Raw genomic sequence first — 17675 nt, forward strand, 5'->3', positions numbered from 1 at the left:
GAGTTGAGTACGCCACCAAACACAGAGTCGTCTCCGTTGTCGCCGTCAAGGGTGTCCGGGCCTTTGTCACCCCAAATCAGGTCGTTGTCGATGCCACCATAGGCGATGTCAGGGCCTTTGCCCGAGTAAATCGTGTCCGAACCTTGAGTGCCGGCAATGGCGTCGCCGGAAGAACCGCCGAAAATTAGGTCGCTGTCGTTGTCGCTTAAGTCGATGTTGTTGCCGTTGTCGCCGACTATGGTGTCGGCACCGCGATCGCCGTACAATGTGTCGGAGTTGCGATCACCAATCAGGCGATCATCTTGTTTGCCACCAAATACGGCATCGGTGTGTTTGCCGGCGTAAACGATGTCGTTGCTTCTACCTGCTGCGATGAAGTCTCGCTGTTGTTCGCCGAAGATGATATCGCTGCCGCCTTCACCTAATACTGTGTCGTCGCCACCAAAGGAGAGAAACAGTTGGTTGGTTTCGTTTCCTGTTAAGGAATCGTTGCCTTCGGTTCCGATGCTGGTGTTTTGGATGTCGATGAGTTGGGCGGCGTTGGAGTCGAAGTTGAGTATGGGCTCTGGCTGGGGTTGGATAAATGTGATCGGGGGCAGCAAGGGCAACGGGGCGCAACCGCAACTGGTATCCGGTTCGGGTACTGGGTTGAAGATGGGGGTTGGTTCTGGCGCTGGTGTTGGTGTTGGTGTGGGTGTTGGTTCCGCCGTTGGTGTGGGTGTTGGTGTGGGTGTTGGTTCCGCCGTTGGTGTGGGTGTTGGTTCCGCCGTTGGTGTGGGTGTTGGTGTGGGTGTTGGTGTGGGTGTTGGTGTGGGTGTTGGTTCCACTGCGGGTGTGGGTATTGGTTCCGCCGCTGGTGTGGGTGTTGGTTCCGCCGCTGGTGTGGGTGTTGGTTCCGCCGCTGGTGTGGGTTCCGGCGCTGGTGTGGGTGTTGGTGGTGTCGGCACGGGTATCGGCGCGGGTATCGGCGCGGGTGCCGGTGTTGGTGGTGTCGGCACGGGTGTCGGCGTCGGTATCGGTCCCTTAAGGGGAATGAGAGAGACAGTGGCGACTGCCGCACTGGTGGCGCCGAGGTTATCTATAGCGCTGTAGGTGAAGTTAGCCCCTATGAAATTGCCCGATGCCTGGAAGAACAACTGGGTAATTTGCTCGGCTGTAAGGGTTTGACCTGCCGTGACCCGCACTCCTTGGCTGGGTTCGCCTAAGAACAGCGTGCCTTCATTGGCTGGCGGCAAGGTGTTTACGGTAAAGGAAACCACCGTCCCGTCTGGGTCGGTTCCTCCGAGTCCGGGGATGTTCACGGTTGTTCCCAGCAACACAGCGAGGCTGGAGTTGTTGGCGACGGGTGGCTGGTCGGTGGGAGGTAATAGGGCTAGCAGGGAGGCTGTAGCGGGGGCTGGACTAATAGCGCCGCGGCGGTCTGTGGCGCTGTAGGTAAAGTTGGTGGCTGCGAATTCGCTGGTTGCTTGGAAGAATAACTGGCTGATTTGAGTTGTGCTCAGTCTTTGGCCTGCAGTGACCCGGATTCCCTGGCTGGGGTTGCCCAAGAACAGGACGCCTTGATTTGCTGCCGGCAGGGTGTTGATAGTGAAGAATTCGATCGAGTCGTCAGGGTCTTTGGCCGTCAGCCCTGTGAGGTTGACGGTGCTGTTTGGCGCCAATGTCTTGCTGAAGTTTGTGGGTACTGGCGGGTAGTTGAACGCCAGGGAGACCAGAGAAACTGTGGCGGCAGGACTGCTGGCACCGAGATTGTCCTTGCTGCTGTAGGTAAAATTAGCTCCTGTGAAATTGCCGGCAGACTGGAAGAATAACTGCGTCATTTGCTCGGCTGTCAGGGTTTGACCAGCCGTGACGGCGACTCCCCCCGTTGCGGGGGCGCCCAAGAACAGGACGCCTTGATTTGCCGGCGGCAGGGTGCTGATGGTGAATGTAACCACTGTACCGTCTGAGTCTCTGCCTCCGAGCCCGCTAATTTGGACAATGCTGTTGGGCGCTAGCGCAGCGTTGCTGCTGTTGGCTGATGGAAGTTTGTTGGGTGTGGGCTGGGCGAGTAAAATGGCGGTGGTGACAGTGGCTCTGGACTCGGAACCGTTGTTATTGCTGGGTTTGGGGTCAAAAGTGGTCGATCGACTCTGGGAAGTATTGCTAATAGTGCCCGTCGCTGGAACGACTAATGTTACCTCGCGGTTGATGTTGCTGCCGCTAGTCAAACTGGGAATTGTTGGGAAGGTGACAACCCCTGTCACCGGGTCGTAAGTGCCGTTATCGGATGCGCTGACTCCCGTTAAACCGGGAATGATGCTGTCTGTAATCACTACGTTTTCAGCAGCATTCGGCCCATTGTTGGCGGTAGTTATAGTATAAGTCACGGAACTACCAGCAGGAGCAGATGTGAGACCGCTCTTGGACGTAACCAGGTCGGCCACAGGATCGATCGAGGTAATGACTTGACCCCCCGCTTCACCGGGCACTGCGACTGTCGAGCCGTTGTTGTTTGTTAAGTCCGGGTCAAAAGTGTCCGATCGACTTAATACAATGTTGGTGATGCTCGTCAGGGTAGGCGGGGGTACAAAAATTAGGCGGCGGGTGACACTGCTGCCGCTGGCTAAAGTCGCGATCGCTGGAAACTCGATCGCCCCTGTGCTTGGGTTGTAGGTTCCGCCATCGAATACGCTGACATTAGTTAAGCCGGGAATCAGGCTGTCGGTGATGACTACGTTGGTCGCAGGACTCGGCCCGTTGTTGGTAGTAGTAATTGTATAAAGTAGCGTGTCGCCCACCTTGATGGTGGCCGGAGCCGTTTTTTGGGTGACAACATCGGCTACAGCCTCGATCGAGGTAATGACGGTGGCGTTGAGGTTTGTACCGTTGTTGTTGGTCGGAGTGGAGTCGGGAGTGATGGAGGTACTTCTGGCCGTGTTGCTGATGGAAGTTAGGGTGGGCGGTACTGTGAAGTCGATCGTTCGGGTGACAGTCTCCGCGTTGGCGATTGCCAAGGGCGCGAAGGTGACAATGCCGGTTACTGGATCGTAAACGCCGCCGTTCGATGCTGTGACTCCGGTTAACCCAGGAACTATGCTGTCCGTGATGGTTACAGCTTCTGCAGGACTCGGCCCTAAGTTGACTGTGGCGATCGTATAGCTGACCGAACTACCAGCAGTAGCACTCGTAGAGCCCGTTTTTGTGGTTGCGAGGTCGGCGTTGGGCGCAATACTTGTCGTAACCGTAGAGTTAGTGGGAGTGCCGTCTTTGTTGGTTGTCGAACCGTTGTTGTTAGTGACGATCGGATCGAAAGTCGCCGAACTGCTCCGGGCCGTGTTGCTGATGGCAGTAACGGTGGCTGGGGCACTGAAACTGACAGTGCGGGTCGCAGTAGCCGCATTTGCCAGCGCTGTCAGTGCTGGAAAGGTGACAATGCCCGAAACTCGGTCGTAAGTCCCGCCGTCCGATACGCTGACTTCTGTTAAACCCGGAATAATGCTGTCAGTGATGGTCACATCGGCAGCGGGGTCTGGGCCGATGTTAGTCGTAGTCAGCGTGTAGGTGACGCTTGACCCGGCCGCGCTAGTCACAGGGCCACTTTTGGTAGTAACTAAATCCGCTACTGTATCAACAACTGTGGTAGAGACTACACCAGGCCCCTCGATTTGCCCTGGCGCGAGTATACCGCTGTTGTTGCTGAGGTCGGGGTCGAAAGTCGAGCTAGTGCTGAATGCAACGTTGGCAAAACTGCTACCGCTGGTTAAACCAGGCGGCAAATCAATAGTCAGGGTGTAAGTCACAGTCTCACCCGCATTGAGAACCGGAATTAACGGCCAGGTGACAGCTTTCGTTTGGTTCACGTAAGTGCCGTTGTTGGAGGCAATCAGAGCCGGCGGCAATCCGCCCGAAAACAGCAGTTCTAAAGGTATTTCGTCTTGAATCAGAACATTTGTAGCAGGCGCTGGCCCCCTGTTTACAGTAGTAATCGTGTAGGTAATGCTGCCTTCGGACTTGACGAACTGCGGGCCGGTCTTAATAGTGGCAACCTCTGCGGCAAGACTGGGAGGATTGATAGTTTCAACTACCACGTTTTGAAGTTCGTGAATGTTGTTGGCGCCTCCTGTGGAACTGCCAAAACCAAATTTGAAAATTGGCGGTACTGGCCCGTTTTCGGTGGCCAAGTTGGGGATGTCGATCAATGTAGTTTCGTAGATGTTGTCGAAATTTTGATCGAAAGCAACGGTGAGGCGAGAGGGATTCACCGGATCGTTAGATGGATTTAGCGTAATTTGAACGGATCTTTTGGCTAAATTGCGATCGCTCGTGAACGTATTGCTGAAGTTAAAACTGCTGCCTGGTTGAGGGCCACTAAAGTCAATGGTCGTAGGAATGTTATCGATGCCGAAGGGAACGAAGGCATTTGTTAAAAACTGATAACCGTTTGCTTGATTTCCTCTAACAGTTACTGAATCTGGTCTGAAAGAACCAATAGAGGAGCCGAGAATCGGAGGCGGCTCAGGGCCAGAGCGCCCTTCTGTGGATGTTGAAAAATTGCCAAACTCGTCAAGCCCAATGCCTAAATAACCTCCCTCAATACCGGGTATACCCGTTCGTGGAGCGTAAGCCAGAGAACCGCCAAAACCCCCAGTCCTGGTTGGGCTAACAGTGCCGTCAATCAAGAAGAAACCCAGCCCGTCCCCGGGCTGAGGGCTAATAGAGGGTTGCGGAGACGGAAATTGCTGGTTTGAACCGTAAGAATAAAAATCAAACTGGACTCTGAGACCGTCGGTTGAAGGAATGGGGTTGTTGTAGATGACGAAGGCTTCCCGAAGGTTTACTGCTGGAGTTAATAGCAGAGCGCCCTCGCCGGGAATTGCACCGCCCAAAGCCGGAAGTACGCCGGATACAGTGCCTCCGGTAATGCCAGGGATAAGTTGATTGGCTGCTGGAACCCCGCTGGTGGGATCAAACAGTGCCCCGTCGTTTCCCCCGTAAATCCAAGGCCCCCTAACTGTGGAGTTTTTGAAAGTTTCGTTAACTAATGTGCCGAGGGCGTAAGGGTAGGCTTCGAGCACTTCTTTTTCAATGGCGATTCTCGCCTTTATTTCCCCGATCGCAAATTTTAATTGCCAGTCGCCGCCGAGTGCCGCACTCCCCGTCAAGTTGTCGGAAGCTGCAATATCTGCACCGGCAATCAAGCTTAGCCGCCGCACGAAGGCCTCGCCGCTTTCCCCCGCTGCGACGCTGCACCCGAATAACAAGATATCTCCTCTCTCGCTGAGGGCTTTTCCCCACTGCTGTAACAAATGGCTGTAGGTTTGTAAGTTGTCGTTGCAGAGTTCGATCGACCCTAGCTGCACCAGAGCTTCTCGACCGTGAGAAACTATCTGAAGGCTGTCTAAATCGCTGCAATGGGTCAAAATTCTAGTAATTTGCTCGACTCCATCCCGCGTCGAGTCCAGTACAAATACCTCTGTATCGGCTGTTGCTCCTCTTGCCAAGCTGTCCCTGTTCTCTACTCTGGCATCGAGAAACAGTACATTTTTTATACTCCGAGGAGGCAACCACGGGGGGTTTTCCCTTACGGTTGCTCGAAAAAATTCTCTGTGGGGATGCCCAATTCTCGTGCCGCCAGGAAGTTTCTGGGACAGGAAACACTCCTCTGTTTTTACTTGTTTTATTGTTTTTTTATGAGGATAAGTTGCTGTTGTTCGGGATTTTGTACCCGCAATCCTTGCGGTAGAGTCACCTATTTTTGGGGTGATAAAAATTGGTTTGTTGCAGATGCTTTGCATGGTAAAACTGTCTCACGGATTGTAGATGATGTACCCATTTCCAGATGATCATTATCACCTATTGAAAAAAATTAATTGCCGAGTAAGAGGCTCTGCTGCTTGACTTGAACTTAGAGCAAAAAGCGAATTTTACTCAGCACAAAGCAGTCCTATATTGATATTTGATAGCATTGCAAATATCGCTGGCAGAAGCGCTGAGGATTTGGGGTTTAAATCGCAATAATTTCTCTATCGGGGATATTTTGCCTTCGACTTTTTTCTTTTCTGTTAGCGAGTGTATCTGTTACACGCTTATCTCTTACATCGCGCAGTAGATAATAACACCAGTTCTCAAAAATTTACTTAATGAGGTTTTCTGTACATCGTCTAATGCACTTTATTTGCCGAGAAAATTCACTATTTCTAGACGTATAAACCTGGTTTGAGGGACGAAAAGACTTCTTTGCAGCCCTCGCTCCCGGTAAACAACTCGGTTTCTTTGGTTTTGGTGTATAAGCCCTGTTCACAATAGCAACCAGACATTAATTAGGGAGTGATAGCCGTCACATAATTATGGCGACCGTGCCCGAAGTGTCATTCAACTGAGATCTTTTACCATTCTCCATAACCCTTCTATGGGGGGGGTTCTCCTGCCCAGCCCATAAGAAAATTCACTTGTGGAACAGGCCTGAAAGCCTATTCTTGAAAATGGTGCAACATATGAGATTCAATTGAAATCGGCATACCCTGTATCGACGAAGCGTCTTAAAAATTCATGACTTGCAGTCGGGAGATAGCAATCTAGGTTTGAGACTGTTTCGCTACGATCGCAAAAACAGATTAGTGCCGCCCAGAAGCAACTTCTCAAACTATCAACAAGCTAGTCTTCGAGCTGGTTTCTGTTTAAGATAAAAGCTCGGGACAATGTTTCGTGCAAAATTTTTCATGATGTTTTGGAGAAACTGATTTGGAGATTGGCCCCTCAGCTACTTACGATTTTTGTTGGCTAATTTTATTAACTGCAGGAGTTACGCGCAGGAGACTAGAAACCCAATTTATTTCTAGATTTCTCGCCACCCAACCAAAATTTATCATCTAAACTTCGTTTCTGATCGTAAATCCTCAACTAAAAAAACACCGATCGCAATTCCCCTGTTATGGCAATTTTAACCACCAACTGTAACCAAGCAATAATGCTCGATTAGGTTTTAACTGCTGAGTTTGGGCGTGGGTCGTCCAAAAGAAGCTTCAACCATAATCCTTACACGTAAGTACATATTAACTCATTGATTATTACATCCGCAAATAGGCGTAGATACAAGCACGAATATAAGCTATATCTTTTCACCGCGAGCGTCAAGAGTTCTGGCTTGGTAGTACCGACAATCTTGACAGGGCCCAGAAGGATTGACCGCGCAGCGAATGTAATTAGAGCGGGCGTTATACTCGCAAGTGATATCGCCGATCGAATAACCGAGGCTTTGTATGTAAGTGCGATCGGCAGTTTGTAGTTGAGTTCGCATGGATCTATTCGCTACCGCCAGTCTGGCCGCAGCAATTCTATCGCGGGCTTGGCTCTGGGCAGAGCGCATCACCCACAAAGACAGCAGCGAGGGAGCTAAACCTATGAAAATAATCAGGAGAGCAGTTAGCACTTTTTCAGAGCTTATGTGGAGAATATTTGTTTTAATTTAGGCGATCGGCAACAAAAAATCCTCCTCGACAAGACGGTTTTAAATAAGAAAAGTTCCCGAGCAATTCTCAAACTAGGCCGCCCCTGTGTTAACCGTTAGCTGGCGGCTGAGGAAGGCGAATTAAATAACTTACAATTTTAATTGTTATTGTGGGACGGGCGGGACGCCCATCCCACAAACTTTTTGAGAAAGCCGGTTGCTCTTCAAAACCAAAACGGTTAAATCTTAGCAACATCCCCCGCTAAATCCATCAACGAACCCGCGCCTTCCACCTTAGCAACATCCAACAAAGTCTTCAAAACCGAATCGGGATTCAAACTAATCGAATCAATTCCCAACTCAACCAAGAAACGAGCAAACTCAGGATAATCGCTGGGCGCTTGACCGCAAATCCCAATCTTGCGATCATACTTTTTGGCGGCTTTAATGGCAATTGCTACCATGCGCTTGACAGCTTCATTCCGTTCGTCAAAGATGTGGGCGACTAAAGCAGAATCCCGGTCTAATCCTAATGTTAGCTGAGTTAAATCGTTAGAGCCGATCGAGAATCCGTCAAAAACTTGGGCAAATTCGTCAGCAAATATGACATTGCTCGGCAATTCGCACATCACATAAACTTGCAAGCCGTTCTCGCCCTTAACTAAACCGTGTTTTGCCATCTCGGCTAACACTTTTCGCCCTTCATCCGGGGTGCGACAAAATGGAATCATCGGAATCACATTTGTCAAGCCCATTTCGTCGCGAACTCGCTTTAATGCTTTGCATTCTAAAGCGTAAGCTTCGCGGTAATTTGGGTCGTAATAGCGAGAGGCGCCACGCCACCCGATCATCGGGTTTTCTTCCTTGGGTTCAAACTGCCGCCCTCCCAAAAGATTAGCATATTCGTTGCTCTTGAAATCGCTCATCCGCACGATAACTGGATTTGGATAAAATGCGGCGGCAATTGTGGCAATCCCGTGGGCGAGTTTGTCGGTGAAGAAATCGGGTTTGTGTTGGTAAAGTGCTGTCAGGTTTGCAATTTCTTCTTTGACTGATTCATCCACCAATTCGTCAAAGTGAATCAGTGCCAGCGGGTGTGCTTTAATGTGATTGGCAATGATGAATTCCAACCGCGCTAAGCCTACGCCGTCGCAAGGAATCGCTGATAAACCAAACGCTTCTTCTGGGTTCCCGACATTCATTAAAATTTGAGTGCGGGTGCGGGGTAAATTCTCGATCGCGGTTTCTTGAATTTCAAAAGGAAGCAAACCGGCATAAACTTTGCCTTCGTCTCCTTCCGAACAAGAAACAGTGATTTCTTGCCCGTTTTTTAAGATTTGGGTGGCATCGCCAGTGCCGACAATGGCGGGAATTCCCATTTCTCTGGCGATGATGGCGGCGTGACAAGTGCGGCCACCGGAATTGGTGACGATCGCACTTGCTTTTTTCATAATCGGTTCCCAATCGGGGTCTGTTTTGTTGGTAACTAAAACTTCTCCTGATTGAAATTCAGCGATTCTGTGAACATCTAAAATTACGCGGGCTTTTCCTTGTCCGATTGATTCGCCAACGGCGCGTCCTTTTGCTAAAACTGCACTGCTACCTTCCAATTTGTAGTTTCGCAAAACTTTAGCAGATTTTTGAGATTGTACTGTTTCGGGTCGTGCTTGGACAATAAACAATTCGCCCGTATTGCCGTCTTTTGCCCACTCAATGTCCATCGGGGTATAAGTCCCGCGCACTTTAGAGTAGTGTTCTTCTATGATGACGGCCCATTTTGCGAGTTGCAGAATTTCATCATCTTGGATGGCAAATTTATTTTTTTCGGCGGCGATGACGGAGACGTTTTTGGTGTATTTAGAACCGCCGATATCGTACACCATTTTGAGGGTTTTGCTGCCGAGGCGTTTGTCTAAAATCGGACGAAAACCTTGTTTTAAGGTTGGTTTAAAGACGAAGTATTCGTCGGGGTTGACGGTGCCTTGGACGACGTTTTCGCCTAATCCGTAGGCGGCGGTTACTAATACGGCGTTTTTGAATCCGGTTTCGGTGTCGATGCTGAACATGACGCCGGAGGATGCTAAGTCCGATCGCACCATTTTTTGGACGCCGACTGATAGGGCGACTTCAAAGTGGTCAAAACCCCGCTGTTGGCGGTAGGAAATTGCGCGATCTGTGAATATGGAAGCAAAGCATTTGTGACAGCATTCGAGCACGCCAGCGCAAGCTTGGACGTTGAGGTAGGTTTCTTGCTGTCCCGCGAAACTGGCGTCGGGTAAGTCTTCGGCGGTGGCGGAGGAACGCACTGCTACGTCTGTACTGTCGCCGTAGCGATCGCACAATTTTTCGTAAGCATCCGCGATCGCCGCTTGGAGTTCTCGCGGAAATGGTGTGTCGAGAATCAGTGCCCGCGCTTGCTTGCCTTTTTGTCGCAGGTTCTGCAGATCTTCTACGTCTAAATCGGCAAAAATTTCGCGCAATTTAGCTTCTAAACCCGCTGACTGGATGAAGTACCGGTAAGCGTATGCTGTAGTTGCAAATCCGTTGGGAACTCTAACTCCTTGGGGGCTTAACTGTTGAATCATTTCGCCCAAAGAAGCATTTTTTCCCCCTACTAATGGGATGTCGGCGATTCCGACTTCATCAAACAACAATACTAAGGCTTTTTCTTTGGGAATTAAACCGGGTTTTTGTTCAATTGCTAAATTGTCGAGCATTGCTTTTTTCCTCTCAACTTCAGCTCATTTCGGTCAACGGACAGTAAACAAAAGACAGTTTATTGGGAATTGTAATTTTGTTACAAAAATTCTCAATTTTTTTCCTAGGCTGTATCAACCGAATTTTCGATTGCCTCTATTTCAAGACTATCACTTTTTGGCTAAATAGCAAGGCCTGTGGAGATGTTTTATTTGATTGCAAAAAGTAAAGAAATTGCAGTAATGAGTTTATGTAAGGTATTATAAAAGAAGTGGTAAAAATATGAATAGCGAAGATAGTTCCCACGGCTTTTTTGGCGTTGAGCGCTCATGGGTGTGGGGATATAGCTTGGATTGTGTTGGTAGCGGAATCCAAGGGCAACAAAGGGTGGGATTCGATCGCGCGATCGGCTGAACCCGCCCAAAAACCGATACTTATTTTCCGACAAGAGTCCTGAGTCGCCGAAAATTGGAGATTCTAGTTCCACATCCCCGATTCATCTGTGGACTAAATCTAAAATCTAACATCGTGTCACAGGGGCGATCGCCCAAAAAAATACTACGCAGCTTAGTTTCCTCCTGAAACCCAGCTTCTAAAAACCATAAAAATTTTCTCTCTGATTGCGTTAACCTACTTAGAGGAAAAACACAATCGCATAGATATCAGATATTGTACCATTTTCAATAAGCCTTTTAAGGGCTGGTCAGAAGAACCCCTCCCAAGAAAATTGACTCTTTGTGAAATGGGCCGGAAAGCCAGTTTTTGAGAATCGTTCAACATCTGAGATCAAGTGCATTGTAATTGTTGAACCAAAGAGTTTTTAACTGGTAACGGCAGGATTTGTGGCTAGACAATTCTTTATATGCTATAATAGTTGGCTACACTGCCTTCTGACAAAAAATAAGGTATATGATATCAGTTTTGAGCCCACCCGCAAAGCGAAATGGCTTTAAAGTTCTTCTGGTCGAAGACAATCAAGCAGAAGCCGATCTGATCGAAGAATTATTATTAGAAACAAATGTCAGTAGAGCCGAACCCCAAAGGCTATCAGTAAGTTGTACAGACCGTCTCAGCAAAGCGCAGCAACTTTTGATCAGCGAACATTTTGATGTGATTTTACTAGATCTTTCGCTGCCCGATAGCCAAGACTTAAATACAATTGTCAAAATACAAGAATATAGCCTAAATACTCCGATTGTCGTACTGACTGCCCGCAACGATGAAGAGCTTGCCCTGCAGTCAATCCAAGCCGGGGCTCAAGATTATCTAGTTAAGCGAAAAATCGACAGCGAAGTGTTAATTAGATCGCTGCGTTACGCAGTCGAGCGACAGCACAACCAAGAAGCTTTGCGAAAAAGTGAAGAAAAATATCGCTCGGTAGTCGAGAATTCTCTCGTCGGAATTGCCATTCTTGCTCCTCCGAATTCCCCCTCAGAACCAGAAAAATACGAGTGGTTAGAAGTAAACGATGCTTTGTGCGATTTGCTGGGATACGATCGCCAAGACTTTTTGCACGAGAATTGGGAGATGTGGGGTTTTCCTGAAGACTTGCAGGCAAGTTTAGAGCAGTTAAATAAAATTTTGGCAGGGGAGAGTGAAGGCTATGTTTTAGACCAAAGGTGGCGCAGAAAAGACGGAAAAATAGTTTATACTAGAGTTTCCCTGCGCTGTATTCGCGCCCTAGACGGCTCGATCGACCACCTGATTAAAGTAGTCTTGGACGTGAGCGATCGCTACCGTTACGAAGCTCAATTAAAAGCATCAGAAGAGTTTTTAAATCACACAATTAATTCTACTCCTGACCCGATTTTTGTCAAAGATGAGCAGCACAGATGGATCGTATTAAACGATGCTTTTTGCAATTTGATAGGAAAAAGGCGATCGGAACTGATTGGCAAGTCAGGATACGATTTTTTACCCCCAGCACAAGCGGCTTTTTTTGGGCACCGAGACGAGCAAGTATTGCAAAGAAGTCTTGCGGAGGAAACAGAAGAATTGTTTACCGATGGCGGCGGTCAAGAACGCATTATATCTACTAAAAAAACAGTATTTAAAAAAGCCGACGGGACTAAAATGTTGGTCGGAACAATGCGAGATGTGACTGACTACAAACGCCAGCAAATAGCGTTGCAGGAAAGCGAAGCTCGATTTCAAATAATGACCGACAACGTGCCGGGAATGATTTATCAATATCGGCTTTATGGAAATGGTAAAACATCTTTTACTTACGTTTCCTCGGGCAGTTGGCAACTCTACAATTTAAAGCCAGAACAAATAGAAGAAAATGCCACGTTGGCTTTTGCAACAGTTCACCCCGACGACATCTCAGACTTGCAGCGCTCGATCGCAACTTCAGCGGCGACTCAGCAAGCTTGGCAACACCAGTGGCGGCAAGTTATGGGAGATCGAGTGAAATGGCTGCAAGGCGCGTCTAAGCCAGAAAAGCAAGCCAACGGCGATATAGTTTGGGACGGTTTGGTGATGGATGTTACGGAATTGAAACAAACCCAGCAAGACCGCGATCGATTTTTTAATCTCTCGCTGGATTTACTTTGCATTGCAGGTTTTGACGGCTATTTCAAACGATTAAACCCCGCTTGGTCAAATTTATTAGGTTATAGCAGTGATGAAATCTTAGCCAAACCTTTGATTGAATTCGTGCATCCAGAAGACCTAGAAATTACTATAGCGGAATTAGAAAAACTTAAAAAAAGCCACCCCGTTATTAGCTTAGAAAACCGCTATCTTTGCCAAGATGGTACCTATAAATGGCTGTCGTGGACAGCATCGCCGTTTGCAGAAGAAGGTTTGATTTATGCAGTGGCTCGCGACGTTACATTTAGCAAGCAAGCTGAAGCTGAATTGCGTAAGAGCGAAGCCACTAACCGCGCTCTTTTAAATGCGATACCAGATATGATATTTCGCTGTCGGGCAGATGGCACTTTTGTAGACTTCAAACCTGCCAAAGATTTCGAGAATATCCTACCACAAAAAGCACTAATTGGCAAAAAAGCACAAGACATATTGCCGGCTGCTTTTGCTGACAAAATCTTGTCGGGCAATCAACAAGCGATCGCCACCGGCGAGATTCAAGTTGTAGAATATCAAATGCCAGTTAATGATGAACTGTACGATTTTGAAGCGAGAATTGTTTTCTGCACAGAGGACGAAATTATCGCGATCGTCCGCGACATCACTAATCGTAAACGTTTTGAGTCAAAACTCCACAGGCAAGCAGCAGCAATGGCTGCTGCTTCCGAAGGTATCGCCATATTCAGTGCCGACAAAGAGGTGATTTATTGCAACGCAGCCCGACTAAAAATCTACGGTTACGACTCTCTCGAAGAAATCTTAGGTAAAAGTTGGAAAATATTCTACCAAGGTGCAGAGCTGCAAAGGTTCGAGCAAGAAGTCCTGCCGAATTTAGTGCAGAAAGGTTCTTACAGCACCGAAGCAGTAGGATGCCGTCGCGACCGCTCGGAAGTCCCTATAGATGTCTCGCTGACAATGCTGCCGGACGGGGAAATCATTTGCATTGTTCGCGATATTTCCCAAAGAAAAAAAACAGAAGCAGCACTGCGAGAAAGCCAGCGGTTAACTCAACAAATTGCTGGGGCAAGTCCTAATATGTTGTATGTTTATGACTTAATAGAACAAAAAAATATCTATGCGAACGCTTCTATATACCACATTCTCGGCTATACAGTAGAGGAGATTCAGGCAATCGGGCCGTGGATGATGTCAACTTTAATCCACCCCGAAGATTCAATCAAAATGCCTGATTATTTACTGCAAGTCGAAACAGGCAGCGAAGGGGATATCTTTGAAATTGAATACCGAATTAGGCACAAGGATGGTTCTTGGCGCTGGATGGTCAGCCGAGATACTGTATTTGCGAAAACAGGAGACGGTAAGTTAAAACAAATTCTCGGTACGGGAACTGATATTACAGAAAGCAAGCAAGCAGAAGATGAAATAAAGCTGTTGCTGGCAGCAACTCAAGCCATTAGTCAGTCGGCAGATTTTCACAGTGCCCTCCCAGATATCCTGCGGTTGCTGTGCAATGCGATCGGCTGGAATTTTGCGGAAGCTTGGATACCGAATGCTAATGGTACTTTTTTGGAACACAGCGAAACTTGGTACGCTAGCGATCGCGATTTAGATACCTTCGGCCGCGAAAGTAAAAAAATTAGATTTGCCGCTGGAGTGGCAGTACCTGGACGGATTTGGTCTAGCAGAAAAGTAGAATGGATTGAAGATATTTCTCTAGCTAAAAATCATCTTTTTGCCCGATCGCAAATGGCGGCATTAGTCGGATTGAAAGCTTGTTTCGGAGTGCCAATTCACACTAGCTCAAAGGTGCTAGCAGTTTTAGTATTCTGCAAGCGCGACCGCTCGATTATGGAACCGCGTATAGTAGAGTTGGTCAAGGCTGTAGCGACGCAGTTGGGCGATCATATTCAGCGCAAACAAGCCGAAGAAGAATTGCGTAAAAGTGAAGAACGCTGGCAGTTAGTTCTCAAAGGCAATCAAGACGGAATTTGGGATCTGAATCTTCAAACAAATGAAGCTTTTCGATCGGCCCGCTGGCAAGAAATTATCGGTTACGCAGAGGGCGAAATCGACAGCACCAACAGCGCATGGATCGAGCGCATCCATCCAGACGATCACTCACGAGTGCAAGCAGCGATCCAAGGTTATCTCGATCGCCAAACCCCCAATTACGCCGCCGAATACCGCTTGCAGTGTAAAGACGGTAGCTATAAGTGGGTTCTCGCCCGCGCTCAAGCAGTGTGGGACGAAGCCGGAAACCCTCTGCGGATGGTGGGTTCAATGACGGATATTAGCGATCGCAAAGCAGCAGAATTAGCTTTACTGCAGGTCACTCAAGCCGTCGAAAGTACCAGCGACGCGATCGTGATCGCCGACTTGAAAGGGCGGTCTATTTACCACAATCAAGCCTTCATTCAGCGCTACGGCTATACGGTGAAAGAGCTCAATGATATTGGCGACATGACGGCACTTTATGTCCGGCATAAAAATTCCAAACAAATCTATAAAAGCCTTCGCAAAGGTTGCTCTTGGTGTGGCGAAGTTGCACTGCAGACTAAGAGCGACGAACCAGTAACTGCTCTGGTGCGCGCCGACACTATTCAAGATATTAATGGGAATTACATCGGCTTAATTGGAGTCATTACAGACATCACAAAACGCAAAGAATCAGAGTTGATTTTGAGACAAAAGTTAAAGCGCGAACAGTTGGCGGTAGCCATGCTGGAACGCATTAGATCCTCTCTAAATCTTGAAGAAATTCTCACCAAAAGTGTCGAAGAAGTGCGGCAGTTCTTGCAAGTAGACCGCACTATTATTTACCAATTCAATCCTGATTGGAGTGGGTTTATCGCTGTCGAGTCGGTTGCCGAAAATGTCCGACCAATTGTAGGAATGGAAATTTATGACCCCTGTTTTGGGGCAGCCTACGTTCCTCTTTACCAAGACGGTAGAGTTAGATCCATAGAAGATGTTCAGAATGCCGGTCTGGCAGACTGCCACTTGGCTTTGTTGACCCGGCTCGATGTGAGAGCGAATCTGGTAGTGCCGATTTTGCAAGGCGAAAACTTGTGGGGGCTATTAATTGCTCACCACTGCACGGGCCCGCGTCCCTGGCAACAATTGGAGGGAGAGTGCCTAAAACAATTGGGGGTGCAGTTGGCGATCGCGATCCAGCAATCAATGCTATTTGAACAAGCACAAACCGAAATTGCCGATCGCAAACTTGCAGAAGCCGCCCTACAATTAGCTAAAGAAGCCGCCGAATCCGCCAACCGCGCTAAAAGCGACTTTCTCGCCAACATGAGCCACGAATTGCGGACGCCTTTGAACGGGATTTTGGGATACATTCAACTGCTCAAAGTCGATAAAAACTTTACCGCCGATCAGCAGGAAAGTCTTAACAACATTCACCAGTGTGGCAACCACCTGCTGATGCTGATTAATGATGTTTTAGACCTCTCAAAAATCGAAGCTAGTAAAATGGAGCTGTCGCTGACAAACGTGCATTTTTCCAGTTTTGTGAAAAGTATTATTGATTTGTTCCAGATGCGATCGGCTCAAAAAGGAATTGCCTTTAATTACGAGCAACTGTCAGCGCTGCCAGACGGCATTTTGGCAGACGAAAAAAGATTGCGTCAAGTTTTGATTAATTTGCTCAGCAATGCCGTTAAGTTTACGAACAGCGGCAGCGTTACATTCAAAGTCGGTTATGCAGAAAAATTTCCCGATAACTATCCTCAAACCACCTGCGAAAATTCTAGTTTGACAGCGGAAATTGCCACTCAAACGCTCAATGTGACCGCGAATTTAGACGCGCAGCAAATGTCGAGCCAGCCCCTAGGAACAACAGAAGCGCGCGAGGTGACAACAGCAGAAAATATCAGCCGTGTTCCTACCCCTAAAATTCGCTTTCAAATCGAAGATACCGGCATTGGCATTTCTCAGAATAAATTAGAAGAAATATTTTTGCCTTTTCATCAAGTGGGCGATCATAACAATTTCGTTGAAGGTACGGGACTGGGACTTTCCATCAGCCAAAAATTAGCCAAAATGATGGGCAGCCAAATTCGCGTCCAAAGTACCTCCGGCAAAGGCAGTATATTTTGGGTGGATCTAGACTTGCCCGCAGTCGCCCAGTCTTCTGAACTCCCCTCCCGGCAAGAAAAAAGGCGGCTTATCGGTTTTACCGGCCCCCAGCGGAAAGTGCTAATCGTGGACGATCACGAAGTAAATCGCGCCATGTTGCACAGGCTACTTTTTCATTTAGGCTTTGAAATTGCAGAAGCTACAGACGGCGAAGACTGCTTGCACAAAGCACAGGAATTTCTACCGGATATAATTTTAATGGATTTGCTGATGCCCGTCATGAACGGTTGGGAAGCTACCAGGCGGCTGCGACAGTTGCCGGAATTAAAAAATACGGTTATCCTTGCTTTGTCTGCTAACGTTTACGAGACTACCAAGAAAGAGAGCATACTTGCAGGTTGCGATAATTTTCTCACCAAGCCGATTCAAACTAACGAGCTTTTAGAATTATTGCGCCTGCATTTGAGACTAGAATGGGTTTACGAAGAAGGATCACAAACCAAAAAGCGCACAGATCCAACTGCAAAAGCATCTTCTGAGATTGCTGCTGCTGACTCAACGATGGTGTCTCCTGCCTCAGAGTCAATCATGGCGCTGTTAAGATTGGCTGCAATGGGCGATATTGAAGCTATTCTGGAAGAAACTGCTAAACTCGAACATTCTGACCCAACATTAGTGCCTTTCGTTCATCACCTGCGCCAACTTGCTAAAGGATTTCAGCTCAAGCAAATTCGAGATTTTTTGAAGCAACATTTGTCCTAAAATTGACGGTAGCTAACAGACAACTCAAAATCAGTTAAATCTCGCGCCCTGACTACCATTCTCAATCAGGTGTTCTGGCCTCCCGCGAAGCGACAACTTAATTTGCTTGGGCGGCCCGGACTCGCAGCCGGCTCCTCAAAGGGTTATT

Annotated in this window: 5 protein-coding genes; 2 read left to right on the forward strand and 3 right to left on the reverse strand. The window is 48.0% G+C overall.

Annotation, left to right across the window (positions count from 1 at the left end; translation table 11 throughout):
• The 3 genes from QUA34_RS17950 to ppsA all read right to left on the reverse strand — a co-directional run.
• Positions 1-5483: DUF4347 domain-containing protein (locus QUA34_RS17950; protein ID WP_333388780.1), on the reverse strand; the 5483-nt coding region annotated here is incomplete at its 3' end.
• A gap of 1607 nt (positions 5484-7090) precedes the next feature.
• Complete coding sequence (locus tag QUA34_RS17955) at positions 7091-7411, reverse strand: DUF6464 family protein (RefSeq protein WP_333328996.1); 321 nt, start codon at positions 7409-7411, stop codon at positions 7091-7093.
• Between the two features lie 257 nt (positions 7412-7668).
• Positions 7669-10146 (reverse strand): phosphoenolpyruvate synthase, encoded by a 2478-nt coding sequence (gene ppsA, locus QUA34_RS17960; protein WP_333328998.1) that lies wholly within the window; start codon positions 10144-10146, stop codon positions 7669-7671.
• Positions 10147-10408: 262 nt separating this feature from the next.
• Here ppsA and QUA34_RS17965 point away from each other — a divergent pair, with 262 nt between their 5' ends.
• Positions 10409-10540 carry a hypothetical protein gene (locus QUA34_RS17965; protein ID WP_333328999.1) on the forward strand — a complete coding sequence of 44 codons (132 nt, stop codon included), beginning with the start codon at positions 10409-10411 and terminating at the stop codon, positions 10538-10540.
• A gap of 495 nt (positions 10541-11035) precedes the next feature.
• Positions 11036-17527, forward strand: coding sequence for a PAS domain S-box protein (locus QUA34_RS17970; protein WP_333388784.1), 6492 nt, complete (start codon positions 11036-11038; stop codon positions 17525-17527).
• Positions 17528-17675 lie beyond the last annotated feature (148 nt).

Origin of the sequence: Microcoleus sp. POL10_C6 (genome assembly GCF_036701585.1) — a bacterium.
GTDB lineage: Bacteria > Cyanobacteriota > Cyanobacteriia > Cyanobacteriales > Microcoleaceae > Microcoleus.